The sequence below is a fragment of the Streptomyces sp. WAC06614 genome (genome assembly GCF_003949795.1).
Taxonomy (GTDB): domain Bacteria; phylum Actinomycetota; class Actinomycetes; order Streptomycetales; family Streptomycetaceae; genus Streptomyces.
Map to the genome: position 1 here is coordinate 14,992 of NZ_RPRY01000050.1, position 14,127 is coordinate 29,118.

The 14,127-nt window shown below is 72.5% G+C and carries 15 protein-coding genes and 1 pseudogene; 11 read left to right on the forward strand and 5 right to left on the reverse strand.

The window, feature by feature from the left end; genetic code table 11:
* Positions 1-110: 110 nt before the first annotated feature.
* Positions 111-827, reverse strand: a complete 717-nt coding sequence (gene ndgR, locus EF918_RS09850; RefSeq protein WP_125643843.1) for an IclR family transcriptional regulator NdgR — start codon at positions 825-827, stop codon at positions 111-113.
* A 163-nt stretch (positions 828-990) separates the two neighbouring features.
* Between ndgR and leuC the strand changes: the two genes are divergently transcribed.
* From leuC to EF918_RS09870, 4 genes are all read left to right on the forward strand, one after another.
* Complete coding sequence (gene leuC / locus EF918_RS09855; RefSeq protein WP_125643845.1) at positions 991-2,424, forward strand: 3-isopropylmalate dehydratase large subunit; 1,434 nt, start codon at positions 991-993, stop codon at positions 2,422-2,424.
* A gap of 2 nt (positions 2,425-2,426) precedes the next feature.
* Positions 2,427-3,020 (forward strand): 3-isopropylmalate dehydratase small subunit, encoded by a 594-nt coding sequence (leuD, locus tag EF918_RS09860; RefSeq protein WP_125643847.1) that lies wholly within the window; start codon positions 2,427-2,429, stop codon positions 3,018-3,020.
* A gap of 137 nt (positions 3,021-3,157) precedes the next feature.
* A complete protein-coding gene (locus EF918_RS09865) occupies positions 3,158-3,385 on the forward strand; it encodes a hypothetical protein (RefSeq protein ID WP_125643849.1) in 228 nt (75 codons plus the stop codon).
* A gap of 144 nt (positions 3,386-3,529) precedes the next feature.
* Entirely contained in the window at positions 3,530-4,216 is a 687-nt protein-coding gene (locus tag EF918_RS09870) for an HU family DNA-binding protein (RefSeq protein ID WP_125643851.1), read from the forward strand.
* 339 nt (positions 4,217-4,555) lie between these two features.
* Here the strand turns inward: EF918_RS09870 and cofC are convergent.
* Positions 4,556-5,197: pseudogene (cofC, locus tag EF918_RS09875) on the reverse strand (2-phospho-L-lactate guanylyltransferase); the annotation flags it as partial.
* Between the two features lie 147 nt (positions 5,198-5,344).
* Here cofC and EF918_RS09880 point away from each other — a divergent pair.
* The 3 genes from EF918_RS09880 to EF918_RS09890 are packed head-to-tail and all read left to right on the forward strand — an operon-like array spanning position 5,345 to position 8,301.
* On the forward strand, positions 5,345-6,097 hold the full coding sequence (locus EF918_RS09880) for a 1-acyl-sn-glycerol-3-phosphate acyltransferase (protein ID WP_125643855.1): 753 nt from the start codon (positions 5,345-5,347) through the stop codon (positions 6,095-6,097).
* Complete coding sequence (locus EF918_RS09885) at positions 6,094-7,104, forward strand: NAD(P)H-dependent glycerol-3-phosphate dehydrogenase (RefSeq protein WP_125643858.1); 1,011 nt, start codon at positions 6,094-6,096, stop codon at positions 7,102-7,104. The genes EF918_RS09880 and EF918_RS09885 overlap by 4 nt, the downstream gene beginning before the upstream one ends.
* Before the next feature lie 39 nt (positions 7,105-7,143).
* A complete protein-coding gene (locus EF918_RS09890; RefSeq protein ID WP_125643860.1) occupies positions 7,144-8,301 on the forward strand; it encodes a D-alanine--D-alanine ligase family protein in 1,158 nt (385 codons plus the stop codon).
* Between the two features lie 86 nt (positions 8,302-8,387).
* Here the strand turns inward: EF918_RS09890 and EF918_RS09895 are convergent, their stop codons facing one another.
* Positions 8,388-8,879: a DUF3515 family protein gene (locus EF918_RS09895; RefSeq protein WP_125643862.1), complete on the reverse strand. Its 492-nt coding sequence runs from the start codon at positions 8,877-8,879 to the stop codon at positions 8,388-8,390.
* 23 nt (positions 8,880-8,902) lie between these two features.
* On the reverse strand, positions 8,903-9,136 hold the full coding sequence (locus EF918_RS09900; protein WP_125643864.1) for an Lrp/AsnC ligand binding domain-containing protein: 234 nt from the start codon (positions 9,134-9,136) through the stop codon (positions 8,903-8,905).
* A 245-nt stretch (positions 9,137-9,381) separates the two neighbouring features.
* On the opposite strand from EF918_RS09900, the gene EF918_RS09905 reads away from it, so the two are divergent.
* Together EF918_RS09905 and thiD are read left to right on the forward strand one after the other, a co-directional pair.
* Positions 9,382-10,362, forward strand: coding sequence for a thiamine-phosphate kinase (locus EF918_RS09905; RefSeq protein WP_125643866.1), 981 nt, complete (start codon positions 9,382-9,384; stop codon positions 10,360-10,362).
* Positions 10,359-11,180 carry a bifunctional hydroxymethylpyrimidine kinase/phosphomethylpyrimidine kinase gene (gene thiD / locus EF918_RS09910; RefSeq protein WP_125643868.1) on the forward strand — a complete coding sequence of 274 codons (822 nt, stop codon included), beginning with the start codon at positions 10,359-10,361 and terminating at the stop codon, positions 11,178-11,180. The genes EF918_RS09905 and thiD overlap by 4 nt, the downstream gene beginning before the upstream one ends.
* 152 nt (positions 11,181-11,332) lie before the next feature.
* On the opposite strand, the gene rpmB is transcribed toward thiD, so the two are convergent.
* Positions 11,333-11,518 (reverse strand): 50S ribosomal protein L28, encoded by a 186-nt coding sequence (rpmB, locus tag EF918_RS09915; protein WP_030195073.1) that lies wholly within the window; start codon positions 11,516-11,518, stop codon positions 11,333-11,335.
* A 230-nt stretch (positions 11,519-11,748) separates the two neighbouring features.
* Here rpmB and EF918_RS09920 point away from each other — a divergent pair, with 230 nt between their 5' ends.
* A complete protein-coding gene (locus EF918_RS09920) occupies positions 11,749-13,422 on the forward strand; it encodes a DAK2 domain-containing protein (protein ID WP_260610020.1) in 1,674 nt (557 codons plus the stop codon).
* A gap of 38 nt (positions 13,423-13,460) precedes the next feature.
* The coding region (locus EF918_RS09925) for an OB-fold nucleic acid binding domain-containing protein (protein WP_260610021.1) at positions 13,461-14,127 on the forward strand (667 nt) is incomplete at its 3' end.

Consider the following 14,127-nt stretch of genomic DNA (forward strand, 5'->3'; position numbering starts at 1 on the left):
CCCCGCAGTTGCGGACGAAGAAGGCCGGGGGCGCCTGACTGGACGTGTGCGGCGTCGAAGGCGCCCCCGGCACGGGAGAACGGGGAAACGGGGAGGGGAGGGCCGGCGGGTCAGCCGGAGCGGCGGAGGGCCTCCGTGAGGCGTGCCGCGGCGTCTATCACCGCCTGCGCGTGCATCCGGCCCGGGTGCCGGGTCAGCCGCTCGATCGGCCCGGAGACCGAGACGGCGGCCACCACGCGGTTCGAGGGGCCCCGGACGGGCGCCGAGACGGACGCCACACCGGGCTCCCGCTCGCCGATCGACTGGGCCCAGCCCCGGCGCCGTACGCCGGACAGGGCGGTCGCCGTGAAGCGGGCCCCCTGCAGACCGCGGTGGAGCCGCTCGGGCTCTTCCCAGGCCATCAGGACCTGGGCCGAGGAGCCGGCCTTCATCGTGAGCGTGGAGCCGACGGGCACGGTGTCCCGCAGACCGGACAGCCGCTCGGCGGCCGCCACGCAGATGCGCATGTCTCCCTGCCGGCGGTAGAGCTGTGCGCTCTCGCCGGTCACGTCACGGAGGTGCGTGAGCACCGGTCCGGCCGTGGCCAGCAGGCGGTCCTCACCGGCCGCGGCGGCAAGCTCTGCCAGCCGCGGACCGAGGATGAACCGGCCCTGCATGTCCCTCGCCACCATCCGGTGGTGTTCCAGTGCCACGGCCAGTCTGTGGGCCGTGGGTCGTGCGAGCCCTGTCGCCGCGACCAGCCCGGCGAGGGTGGCCGGACCGGACTCCAGTGCGCTCAAAACCAGAGCTGCCTTGTCGAGAACGCCGACGCCGCTAGAGTTGTCCATGCAACGATATTCACGTCTCACACTGTGAAACGCAAGTTCAATTTTTCCGGGAACTTGCGAAGGTGGAGTTGCGGGCGCCGGTCTGGCCGCCTCACGGGCTCTGATCTGCCCGCCTCACGAGCTTCGAGAAGTGCCGACGACGCCGTCGGCCGGAGGGAAAGCGATGGGTAGGACACTCGCGGAGAAGGTCTGGGACGACCACGTCGTCCGGCGCGCCGAGGGCGAGCCCGACCTCCTCTACATCGATCTGCACCTGCTGCACGAGGTGACCAGTCCGCAGGCCTTCGACGGGCTCCGTCAGAACGGCCGCACCGTCCGCCGGCTCGATCTCACCATCGCGACCGAGGACCACAACACCCCCACCCTCGACATCGACAAGCCCATCGCCGACCCGGTCTCCCGCGCCCAGCTGGAGACCCTGCGCAAGAACTGTGCCGAGTTCGGTGTCCGGCTGCACCCGCTGGGTGACGTCGAGCAGGGCGTCGTCCACGTCGTGGGACCGCAGCTGGGCCTGACCCAGCCCGGCACCACCGTGGTCTGCGGTGACTCCCATACCTCCACGCACGGCGCCTTCGGCGCCCTGGCCTTCGGCATCGGCACCAGCCAGGTCGAGCACGTCCTGGCCACCCAGACCCTGCCCCTGGCCCGTCCCAAGACCATGGCGATCACGGTCACCGGCGAGCTCGCCGAGGGCGTCACCGCCAAGGACCTGATCCTGGCGATCATCGCCAGGATCGGCACCGGCGGCGGCCAGGGCTACGTCCTGGAGTACCGCGGCGAGGCCATCGAGAAGCTCTCGATGGAGGCCCGCATGACCATCTGCAACATGTCGATCGAGGCCGGCGCCCGCGCGGGCATGATCGCCCCCGACGCCACCACCTTCGACTACCTCCGCGGCCGCGACCACGCGCCCGAGGGCGAGGACTGGGAAGCCGCCGTCGCGTACTGGCAGACCCTGCGCACCGACGACGACGCGGTCTTCGACGCCGAGGTCGTCATCGACGGCTCCACGCTGACCCCGTTCGTCACCTGGGGCACCAACCCCGGCCAGGGCGCCCCGCTGTCCGAGTCGGTCCCCGACCCGGCTTCGTACGAGGACCCTTCGGAGCGCCTCGCCGCCGAAAAGGCCCTGGAGTACATGGGGTTGACCGCCGGCCAGCCGCTGCGGGACATCAAGGTGGACACCGTCTTCGTAGGTTCCTGCACCAACGGCCGGATCGAGGACCTGCGCGCCGTGGCCGAGGTCATCCAGGGCCGCAAAGTCGCCGACGGGGTACGGATGCTGGTCGTCCCCGGCTCCGTACGGGTGGCCCTGCAGGCCGTCGAGGAGGGCCTGGACAAGGTCTTCAAGGAGGCCGGTGCGGAGTGGCGGCACGCCGGCTGCTCGATGTGCCTGGGCATGAACCCCGACCAACTGGCCCCCGGTGAGCGCTCCGCGTCCACCTCCAACCGCAACTTCGAGGGCCGGCAGGGCAAGGGCGGCCGGACCCACCTGGTCTCCCCGCCGGTGGCCGCCGCCACCGCTGTGCTGGGCCACCTGGCCTCGCCCGCCGACCTCACCGACGCCCCCGCCACCGCCACCGCCGGAGCCCGATAACCATGGAAGCCTTCACCACGCACACCGGCCGGGCCGTCCCGCTGCGCCGCAGCAACGTCGACACCGACCAGATCATCCCGGCCCACTGGCTGAAGAAGATCACCCGGGACGGGTTCGAGGACGGGCTCTTCGAGGCCTGGCGCAAGGACCCCGAGTTCATCACGAACCGCCCCGAACGCCAGGGCGCGACCGTCCTGGTCGCCGGCCCCGACTTCGGTACCGGTTCCTCCCGCGAGCACGCGGTCTGGGCGCTGCAGAACTTCGGCTTCAAGACCGTCATCTCCTCCCGCTTCGCCGACATCTTCCGCGGCAACTCCCTCAAGAACGGCCTGCTGACCGTCGTTCTGCCGCAGGAGACCGTCGACCGGCTGTGGGAGCTGACCGAGGCCGACCCGACCGCCGAGATCACCGTCGACCTGGTCGCCCGGCAGGTCCGTGCGGCCGGAATCGAGGCGGAGTTCGAACTCGACGACAACGCCCGCTGGCGGCTCCTGGAGGGACTGGACGACATCTCCCTCACCCTTCAGAACGAAGCCGACATCGCCCGCTACGAAAGCGCCCGGCCGTCCTGGAAGCCGCGCACGATTACCCTGTGATTCCCGCCTGATCAGCGCATTTCCAGGTCCGGGCGTCACTTCGGACCACCCTGTGCCCCCCGCCGTCCGGCGGGGGGCACAGCCGTTTGTTGAGGGCCCGTGAGGCGACAACTCGCCCCAGATGGCACAATCTGTGCATGGAACGCGACAGTCAACTCGAGCTCTACGAACTCGTCGCGGACCGGTTGAAAGAAGCACACGCAAGGGTGCGCACACTGCAAGTCCCGGAGGGCGTAAGGATGGCGCTGACCCGGAAGCTGTTGGTCGTCACGGCCGCGGCGAAGCACGATCTCGCCGATGCGGCAAGGCGCCTGGACAGGTTGATGAAGGACCTCGACGAGGGTCGATTCCCTGAAGGCGACTGATGCGAAGGAACTCCGCAACGGCCCCCGCCGTTGCGGCACTAGGGTGATAAGCCCGTTTCGTGTTTGATTTGCGGTATATATCCGCCTAACGTGCGAAATAAGCTTGAACACATTCGTTCTGGCGATGTCTCCGAAGGGGAAGACGTGAACAAGGCGCAGCTCGTAGAAGCGATTGCCGACAAGCTCGGCGGCCGCCAGCAGGCCGCTGACGCTGTCGACGCCGTACTCGACGCGATGGTCCGCGCGGTGGTCGCGGGCGACCGGGTCTCGGTCACGGGCTTCGGCTCGTTCGAGAAGGTCGACCGGCCGGCCCGTTACGCCCGCAACCCGCAGACGGGTGAGCGCGTACGGGTCAAGAAGACCTCCGTGCCCCGCTTCCGCGCCGGTCAGGGCTTCAAGGACCTGGTCAGCGGCACCAAGAAGCTCCCGAAGGGGGACGAGGTCGCCGTCAAGAAGGCCCCCAAGGGCAGCCTGATGGCCGCCGCCGCCTCGGCGGGCAGCCGCTCCACGGTCAAGAAGGCCGCCGCCAAGAAGGCCACCACCGCCAAGAAGGCGGCACCGGCCAAGAAGGCCACCGCCACCAAGGCCACGGCCGCCAAGAAGACCACCACCGCCGCCGCGAAGAAGACCACCCCGGCGAAGAAGGCCACCACGGCCAAGACCACCGCCGCGAAGAAGGCCACCACGGCCAAGACCGCCGCGGCCAAGAAGACCACCACGGCGAAGAAGACCGCGCCCGCCAAGAAGGCCGTCGCCAAGAAGGCGCCCGCCAAGAAGACCACCGCGCGCAAGACCACCACCGCGAAGAAGACCACGGCCCGCAAGCGCTGAACCTGCGGCCGTACGTCGTCACGCACGCCGGGCCGGCTTCCCCCACCGGGGGAGCCGGCCCGCGGTGCTGTCCGCGCAGCTCGGAAGGGATGCAGCGGGGTCAGCCAGGATGCAGCGGGATCAGAAGGTCTGCAGGGTGATCAGGGTGATCCGCAGGGACGTGCCCTGGCCCTCGGTCTCGATCCGCACCCGCTGCCCCGGGCGCAGCAGCCGCAGGCCCCCCGCGTCGAAGGCGGGCGCCTCGAAGGGCACCGGCGTGCCGTCGTCCAGCAGCACACTGCCGCTGCGGGTCCGGGAGTCGTACGTGTAAGCGGTCGCCTGCATACGGGAACTGTATCGGGCGGTGTGGGGCCCCAGCCCGAGGGCCGCCGCGGCCCGCAGATCGGCCCCGGTGTCCACGTCCCGCCGCACGCTCGGCACGTCCGCCCGGACGATTTCCACGGCCCCCGACGCGGAATGCCGGGACCGCGAGGCACCCCCGAACGCGGGTGCCAATTCCCGGTCCGGTGCCGCGGAAAGCAAGGTCGTCCCGATTCCTGCCGCATCCGCCAGAAATGCTCGGGGAAATCCTTCCGCGCTTTCGAGCACGCGTAGCAATTCCCGCGGGCGCAGTGCGGGCAGGTCCGCGTTCATCGCCGCCACCGGCGCTCCCGGCCGCCCCGCGCGCACGGCGCGCGCCCCGTGGGCCAGGGCCGCGTTGAGCCCCGCCGCGGGCGCGTCCGCGACGATCCGTGCCCCCAGCACCGCCAGTTCCGCCCCCGCCAGCGGATCGTCCGTGACGACCACCACATCCCGCACCGCCGCACAGGCCAGCGCCGCGGCCACGGTGTCCTGGGCGAAGGCCAGCGCCAGGCCCGCCCGGTCCGCCCCGGCGGCCGCGGCCAGGCGGCTCTTGGCCACCGCCAGGGGCTTCAGCGGCAGCACCAGGCTCCAGACGGCGTTCGTGGCGCCTCCCCATCCCTCGTACACGTGTCGGGCCATTGTCGCCCCCCGCCAGGGCGGCCCGTGGGTCCTTCACGGTGAGCGGGGCGTACGGTGTTCTCGACAGGGGCCGGGCCCGGGGCGACACTTGTCCGGCCGTCCGGATGCCCCTCATCCGAATCCGGCCCGCAGAAGGAAGGTGCTCGCGTGTCCCGCCGCAGAATCGGCTTCTGGTACCGCCTGGCGGCGGTCATCGCAAAACCGCCGCTGGTAGTGCTGTTCAAGCGGGACTGGCGGGGAATGGAGCACATTCCGGCCGACGGCGGATTCATCACCGCCGTGAACCACAACTCGTACCTGGACCCGCTGTCCTACGCGCACTACCAGTACAACACCGGCCGGGTGCCCCGGTTCCTCGCCAAGGCCGCCCTCTTCAGGGGTTCCTTCGTGGGCAGCATCCTGCGCGGCACCGGCCAGATCCCCGTCTACCGCGAGAGCACCAACGCCCTCGACGCGTTCCGGGCCGCCGTGGACGCCATCGAGCGCGGCGAGTGCGTGGCCTTCTACCCGGAGGGCACCCTCACCCGCGACCCCGAGATGTGGCCCATGGCCGGCAAGACCGGCGCCGCCCGCGTCGCCCTCCTGACCCGGGCGCCGGTCATCCCCGTGGCCCAGTGGGGCGCCAACCTGGCGATGCCGCCGTACGCCAAGGAGAACAAGCTCTCGCTGTTCCCCCGCAAGACCCTGCGGGTGCTGGCCGGGGCCCCGGTGGACCTGTCCGCGTACTACGACCGCGAGCCCACCCCGGAGGTCCTCAAGGAGGCCACCGAGGTCATCATGGCGGCCATCACCGCCCTGCTGGAGGAACTGCGCGGCGAGCGGGCCCCGGCGCAGCCGTACGACCACCGCAAGGCCAGGGCGGAACAGCGGCGCAAGGCCGCGGGGGAGGGCAAGAAGTGACACGTCCCGTGAAGGCAGCCGTCTACGGAACCGGGTCCTGGGGCACCGCCTTCGGCATGGTCCTGGCCGACGCCGGCTGCGAGGTGACCCTGTGGGGCCGCCGCCAGGAGCTCGCCGACGCGGTCAACACCACCCGCACCAACCCGGACTACCTGCCCGGCGCCGCCCTCCCGCCGAACCTGCGCGCCACCACCGACCCGGCCGAGGCCGCCGAGGGAGCCGACTTCACCGTCCTGGCGATCCCCTCCCAGACCCTGCGCGGCAACCTCGCCGCCTGGGCCCCGCTGCTGGCCCCCGACACCGTGCTCGTCTCCCTGATGAAGGGCATCGAACTCGGCACCGCCAAGCGCATGAGCGAGGTGATCGAGGAGGTCGCCAAGGTCCCCGCCGAGCGCGTCGCGGTCGTCACCGGCCCCAACCTGGCCCGCGAGATCGCCGCCCGGCAGCCCGCCGCCTCCGTGGTCGCCTGCGTGGACGAGTCCGTCGCCCAGCGCCTCCAGGCCGCCTGCCACACCCCGTACTTCCGCCCGTACACCAACACCGACGTGGTCGGCTGCGAGCTCGGCGGCGCGGTCAAGAACGTCATCGGCCTCGCGGTCGGCATCGCCGACGGCATGGGCCTGGGCGACAACACCAAGGGCTCCCTGATCACCCGCGGCCTGGCCGAGACGACCCGGCTGGGCCTGGCCATGGGCGCCGACCCGCTGACCTTCTCGGGCCTGGCCGGCCTCGGCGACCTGGTCGCGACCTGCTCCTCGCCGCTCTCCCGGAACCACACCTTCGGCACCAACCTGGGCCGCGGGATGACCCTGGAGGAGACCATCGCGGTCACCAAGCAGACCGCCGAGGGGGTCAAGTCCTGCGAGTCGGTGGCCGATCTGGCCCGCCGGCACGGGGTCGACATGCCGATCACCGACACGGTCGTGGACATCGTCCACAACGGCAAGCCCCCGCTGGTCGCGCTGAAGGAGCTGATGTCCCGCAGTGCGAAACCGGAACGCCGCTGACACCTTCCCGTGCCGCCGAGCGGGTAGTCTCAACCCGATATGAGCAGCGAGACCTCCTCCCAGAGCCCTGAGCAGCAGCGTCGTAAGCCGCGCGTGGCCGTCGTGTTCGGCGGCCGCAGCTCCGAACACGCCATCTCGGTCGTCACGGCGGGCGCCGTTCTGCGCTCCATCGACCGCTCCACGTACGAGGTGCTGCCCATCGGCATCACCGCCGACGGCCGGTGGGCGCTGACCGCCGACGAGCCGGAGCGGATGGCCATCACCGACCGCAAGCTCCCCAACGTCGCCGAGCTGGCGGAGTCCGCCGAGGGCGGGGTCGTCCTGCCCGTGGACCCCGCCAACCGCGAGGTCGTCTACACCGAACCCGGCGCCGTGCCCAAGGCGCTGGGCGAGGTCGACGTCGTCTTCCCGGTGCTGCACGGCCCCTACGGCGAGGACGGCACCCTCCAGGGCCTGCTGGAGCTCTCCGGCGTCCCCTACGTCGGCTCGGGCGTGCTCGCCTCGGCCGTCGGCCAGGACAAGGAGTACATGAAGCGGGTGTTCACCTCGTTCGGGCTGCCCGTCGGCCCGTACGTGACCATCCGCCCCCGCGAGTGGGAGCAGGACCCCGCCGCCGCCCGCAAGAAGATCGTCGACTTCGCCGGCGAGCACGGCTGGCCCGTGTTCGTGAAGCCCGCCCGGGCCGGCTCCTCCATCGGCATCACCAAGGTCGACGACCTCACCGGCCTGGACGAGGCCGTCGAGGAGGCCCGGCGCCACGACCCGAAGGTCCTCGTGGAGGCGCTGCTGCGCGGCCGCGAGATCGAGTGCGGCGTCCTGGAGTTCGAGGACGGCCCGCGCGCCAGCGTGCCCGCCGAGATCCCGCCGGTCTCCAGCCACGACTTCTACGACTTCGAGGCGAAGTACATCGACTCCGCCTCCGGGATCGTGCCCGCCCCGCTCACCCCCGAGCAGACCGCCGAGGTCCAGCGGCTGGCGATCGAGGCCTTCGAGGCTGCCTCCTGCGAGGGCCTGGTGCGTGCCGACTTCTTCCTCACCGAGGACGGCACCTTCGTGATCAACGAGATCAACACCATGCCCGGCTTCACGCCGATCTCCATGTACCCGCGGATGTGGCAGGAGTCCGGCATCAGCTACCCGGAGCTGGTCGACCGCCTGATCCAGGCCGCGCTGCGCCGCTCCACGGGCCTGCGCTGACCCACGTGTGCGAACCGCCCGCCGGGAGGAGTCCCGACGGGCGGTTCGGCGCGTGTCCGGCGGCCGGTCCGCCGCCGGCAGCCGGGTCAGTAGGAGGCGATCCCCTCCGGAACCGTCCCGGCGACCGCCGCGGAGAGCCCGACCAGCATCCCGGCGTCCTTGGCGTGCGCCTTGTCGACGACGACCTCGGTGTACGCCAGCCGCATCCCGGTGGTGAACCGGAACCCGCCGCCGGCCTCCTCGTCGAGCTGCTCCAGCAGCCAGGCGACGCCGTTGACGTGGATCCCGTCCTGTTGCGGATCGGACATCTTGGGGGGCTTGGGGATCCCGCACCGCAGTACGATCGCCGAGCCGCCCCACGCGGCGGTCAGGTCGGAACGCGGCTCGGTCGTGCTCCGCGCCAGACCGGCCACCTGGTCGGGGAGCTTCTCGTGCAGCGCGGCACAGAGATTCGCGACCTCGGCGGGCGGCGCGGGCGGGGGTTCCACCCGGGCCTCCGTACCGCCCGGGGCGCAGCCCGCGAGGGCGAGTACGGCCAGCAGGGCGGGCAGACGGAGGGGCCGGCGGTGCAGGGACATCACCGGCCAAGAGTAGACGGGGGCTACAGATGCACCACCGGGCAGGTCAGGGTCCGGGTGATCCCTTCCACCTGCTGGACCTTGGCGACCACCATGCGGCCGAGTTCGTCCACGGTGTCGGCCTGGGCCCGCACGATCACGTCGTACGGCCCCGTCACGTCCTCGGCCTGGATCACCCCCTGGATCTGGGAGATGGAATCGGCGACGAGCGACGCCTTTCCCACCTCGGTCTGGATGAGGATGTACGCCTGTACCACGGAACCTCCAGGGCGGCCACGACGAGCGATTCCCCCTACCCTCGGGGTGGGCCCGGCCGTTCGGGTGGGCCCGGGGGAGAAGGGACGCCACGGTACCGCGTCGCCGCGTGCCACGGGGAGACCCGGGGGACCGGCGCCGCGCGCTGCGGGGCGTACGCAGAGCAGAAGTTGACGTATCTGTTGACGGTACCCAGAGCTGTGACGGCTCGCGACCGCAAGCGGACTGGGCCAGAAGGAGCACAGCGATGAAGGGCACTGTGGGCGAGCTGGGAGAGTTCGGGCTCATCAGGGAGCTCACCTCCCGGCTCACCACCACCCCGGCGGTCCGGCTGGGACCCGGCGACGACGCCGCGGTGGTCTCGGCACCCGACCGCCGCGTCGTGGCCAGCACGGACATCCTGCTGGAGGGCCGGCACTTCCGGCGCGACTGGTCCACCGCCTACGACGTCGGCCGCAAGGCCGCCGCCCAGAACCTGGCCGACATCGCCGCCATGGGCGCGGTGCCCACCGCGCTGCTGCTCGGCCTGGTGGTGCCGGCCGAGCTGCCGGTCACCTGGCCCACCGAGCTGATGGACGGACTGCGCGACGAGTGCCAGGTCGCGGGCGCCGCCGTGGTCGGCGGGGACGTCGTCCGCGGCGACACCATCACCGTGGCGATCACCGCCCTCGGTGACCTGCGCAACCACGAGCCGGTGACCCGTTCCGGGGCCCAGCCCGGCGACGTGGTCGCCGTCACCGGCTGGCTCGGCTGGTCCGCCGCCGGCTTCGCCGTCCTCTCGCGCGGCTTCCGCTCCCCGCGCGCCTTCGTCGAGGCCCACCGCCGGCCCGAACCGCCCTACCACGCGGGCCCCGCCGCCGCCGGGCTCGGCGCCACCGCCATGACCGACGTCAGCGACGGGCTGATCGCCGACCTCGGGCACATCGCCGAGGCCAGCAAGGTCCGCATCGACGTCCGCTCCGGCGCCGTCGACATCCCGACCCAGATGCACGACATCGGCCAGGCCGTCGGCGTCGACCCGCTCCAGTGGGTGCTCACCGGCGGGGAGGACCACGCGATCGTGGCGACCTTCCCGCCCGACGTGAAGCTCCCCGCCCGCTGGAAGGTCATCGGCGAGGTCCTCAACCCCTCCGCCCAGCCCCAGGTGACCGTCGACGGCGCGCCCTGGACCAGCACCGGCGGCTGGGACCACTTCGGCGGCGAGATCGCCGAGGAGCACCTGCGATGACCCCGCACCCGGCCCCGCCGCGCTGTCTGACCGTCGCCGGCTCCGACTCCGGCGGCGGCGCGGGCATCCAGGCCGACCTCAAGACCATGCTCGCCCTCGGCGTGCACGGCATGAGCGTGCTGACCGCCGTGACCGCGCAGAACTCCCTCGGCGTGCACGGAGTCTGGGAACTGCCCGCCGAGGCCGTCACGGCCCAGTACCGGGCCGTGGTCGACGACATCGGCGTGGCCGCCGTCAAGACCGGCATGCTGTCCTCCGCACCCCTGGTCGAGACCGTCGCCGAGCTGCTGGCCGGCACCGACGCCCCGGCCGTGGTGGACCCCGTCGGCGTCTCCAAGCACGGGGACGCCCTGCTGGCCACCACCGCGCTGGACGCCGTACGCGAGGAACTCCTGCCACGGGCCACCGTCGCCACGCCCAACCTGGACGAGGTGGCGCAGCTGACCGGGCTGCGGGTGCACTCCGAGGACGACATGCGCCGGGCCGCCGACGCCGTCCTGGGCTTCGGCCCGCGCTGGGCGCTGATCAAGGGCGGGCACCTGGGGACCGGCCACGAGGCCGTGGACCTGCTCAGCGACGGCGAGCAGGAGCTGTGGCTGCGGGCACCCCGGCACGACAACCGGCACACGCACGGCACCGGCTGCACCCTCGCCAGCGCGGTCGCGGCGGGCCTCGCCCGCGGCCTGCCGGTGCCCGAGGCCGTCACGGCGGCCAAGGCCTACGTCACCGGCGCCCTGGCGGCCGGGTTCGCGCTGGGCGGGGGCATCGGACCGGTGGACCACGCCTGGCAGTGGCGCCGGGCCCAGGAGACGGCCTAGGCCCCGCGGACCGGGCTCGGTCCGTGGGCAGGGCCCGTACGCAGGCACGGCCGTACACGGGCCGGACCCGTACGCGGGCAAGGCAAAAGGCCGGTCCACCGAGGTGGACCGGCCTTCTTGGCAACCGGAAGGGCTGCGCTACGACGGGAGCGTCAGCGCGAGACCTTGCCGGCCTTGATGCACGAGGTGCAGGCGTTGAGGCGCTTCGGCGTCCCACCGACCACGGCACGCACGCGCTGGATGTTCGGGTTCCAGCGACGGGGCGTACGGCGGTGCGAGTGCGAGATGTTGTTGCCGAAGCCCGGCCCCTTGCCGCAAACGTCGCAGTTGGCAGCCACAGGTCACTCCAAAGACTTCAGATGCACTTACAGTGAAATCCGGCGCACCGGATCAGAGATCTGAAGTGGTTTGCCGGGGAACGGCCCGACGTGCGTCGGGCAACCGGAGCAGCATACAACGGCTGCGTCCGTACAAGAAAACTACCATGGACCGACCTGACCGTCGGACTGCGCTTCCCGGCCTTCGTTACCCTGCGGTGAACCCAAGCCCGCACGAGGAGGAACGCCCGGTGCCGCACGAGCCGCACACCCTCGACGCCGACGCGGTGCGCACCTGGAGCTCCCTGGCCGTGGCCGCCCTGGGCCGCGCCCGCGAGGACATCGACGCGATCAACGTCTACCCCGTCGCGGACGCGGACACCGGAACGAACCTCTACCTGACCGCCGAATCGGCCGCCCGCCAGGTCGAGGCCGCCGTCCCGGACGGGACGCCCGGCACCGCCAGCGCCACCCTCGGCACGGCCGTCCGCGCCTACGCGCACGGCGCGCTCATAGGCGCCCGCGGCAACTCCGGCACCATCCTGGCCCAGCTCCTGCGCGGCGTCGCCGACGTCCTGGGCACCGAGCCCGAGGAGGGGCCCGCCGCCGACGAGGCCGCCGGCGGCGCCGAGGCCGCCCGCCGGCTGGCCCACGCCCTGACCCGGGCCGCCGAGTCCGCCTACCGGGCCGTGGCCCACCCCGTCGAGGGCACCATGCTCACCGTCGCCGCCGCCGCCGCCAGGGCCGCCGAGTCGGCCGCCGCCTCCGCCGTGACCCCTGCCGCCGTGGCCAGGGCCGCCTACGACGCCGCCCGCACCGCCCTGGACGCCACCCCGGGCCAGCTCACCGAGCTCGGCCGGGCCGGCGTGGTCGACGCGGGCGGCTGCGGACTGGTCGCCGTCCTCGGGGCGCTGTGGCAGGCCCTCTCCGGGGAACAGCCCGCCCCCGTGGCCGTCCCCGGGCGCGCGGTGCCGGTACCGCGGCAGGACCGGCCCTGCGTCCAGCAGCAGGACGGGCCCGCGTACGAGGTGATCTACCTGCTGGAGGCCACCGACGAGGCCGTCGCCGACCTGCGCGAGCGGCTCGACCCGCTCGGGGACTCCCTGGTCGTCGTCGGCGGCGACGGACTGTGGCACGTGCACGTGCACGTCGACGACCCCGGGGCCGCCGTGGAGGCCGGGGTCACGGCCGGACGGCCGTACCGGATCCGCATCACCCACTTCCGCGCCGAGGAACTGCGCCGCACCGCCCGCCCCGAACGCGTCCAGCGGGCCGTCGTCGCCGTCGTCCAGGGCGAGGGACTGGCCGGGCTGTGCCAGGAGGCCGGGGCCACCACCGTCCTGGTCCGCCCCGGCGAGCCGCCCACCGAGGCCGACCTCCTCGACGCCGTCCGCCGCGCCCACGCCCGAGAGGTGGTGCTGCTGCCCAACGACGTGGAGCTGCGCGCCACCGCCGCCGCGGCGGCCGTGGCGGCCCGGGCCGAGGGCGTACGGGTCTCCCTGATCCCGACCCGGTCCGCGGTCCAGGGCCTGGCCGCGCTCGCCGTGCACGAGCCCGACGGCAGCTTCGACGAGGACGTGGTCGCCATGACCGCCGCGGCCGGCGCCACCCGCTACGGCGAACTCGCCGTGGCCGAACGCCGCTCCTTCACCTCCGCCGGGATCTGCCAGGCCGGCGACGTGCTCGGGCTCATCGACGGGGACGTGGTGGTGATCGGCCCCGGGCTCCAGGAGACCGCCGAAGCCGTCCTGGACCGGATGCTGGGCGGCGGCGGGGAACTGGTCACCCTGCTCCTCGGCCCCGACGTCCCGGACACCCTGGCCGCCCGCCTGGAGGCCCGGGTGCGCGAGGGCCACCTCGCCGTGGACACCGTCACCTACCGGGCCGGCCGGCACTCGGCCCCGCTGGTCATCGGGGTCGAATAGCCGGTCGTGGGGCCGGGGTGTCAGCGCGATGGTGTGCAATGGAACACGTGCCCGCGCTCGACGAACCCCTGAAGAAGACGCTCGGCCCCGCCACCGCCAAGGTGCTGGCCGAGCAGCTCGGCCTGCACACGGTCGGCGACCTGCTCCACCACTACCCCCGGCGGTACGCCGAGCGCGGTGAGCTGACCCCGCTCACCGAGCTCGCCGACCAGCTCGACGAGCACGTGACCGTCGTCGCCCAGGTCGCCGACGCCCGGGTGCACACCTTCAACGGCGGCCGCGGCAGACGCCTGGAGGTCACCATCACCGACGGCGCCGGCCGGCTCCAGCTCGTCTTCTTCGGTTCGGGCGTCCACAAGCCCCACAAGGACCTGCTGCCCGGCACCCGCGCGATGTTCGCCGGCAAGGTCGGCATGTTCAACCGCCGCCTCCAGCTCTCCCACCCCGCCTACGAGCTGCTCAGCGGCGAGGGCGCGGACCGGGAGGCGGTGGACGCCTTCGCGGGCCGGCTCATCCCCCTCTACCCGGCCTGCGCCAAGCTGGAGACCTGGAAGATCTCCAAGGCGCTCGACGCGGTCCTGCCCGCCGGGCGCTCGCCGATCACCACCCACGTGGTGCCCGCCCAGGACAAGCCGCACTTCCTCACGCGCGCCTGGGAGCGGGTCCGCGAGGAGGTCGAGGGCGGTCACCAGGCGTACGTGGTGT

Bases quoted from the DNA above. Each gene is read 5' to 3' on its own strand.
- ndgR (WP_125643843.1), bottom strand. From the start codon at position 827: ATGGACAACTCTAGCGGCGTCGGCGTTCTCGACAAGGCAGCTCTGGTT.
- leuC (WP_125643845.1), top strand. From the start codon at position 991: ATGGGTAGGACACTCGCGGAGAAGGTCTGGGACGACCACGTCGTCCGG.
- leuD (WP_125643847.1), top strand. From the start codon at position 2,427: ATGGAAGCCTTCACCACGCACACCGGCCGGGCCGTCCCGCTGCGCCGC.
- EF918_RS09865 (WP_125643849.1), top strand. From the start codon at position 3,158: ATGGAACGCGACAGTCAACTCGAGCTCTACGAACTCGTCGCGGACCGG.
- EF918_RS09890 (WP_125643860.1), top strand. From the start codon at position 7,144: ATGAGCAGCGAGACCTCCTCCCAGAGCCCTGAGCAGCAGCGTCGTAAG.
- EF918_RS09895 (WP_125643862.1), bottom strand. From the start codon at position 8,879: ATGTCCCTGCACCGCCGGCCCCTCCGTCTGCCCGCCCTGCTGGCCGTA.
- EF918_RS09905 (WP_125643866.1), top strand. From the start codon at position 9,382: ATGAAGGGCACTGTGGGCGAGCTGGGAGAGTTCGGGCTCATCAGGGAG.
- thiD (WP_125643868.1), top strand. From the start codon at position 10,359: ATGACCCCGCACCCGGCCCCGCCGCGCTGTCTGACCGTCGCCGGCTCC.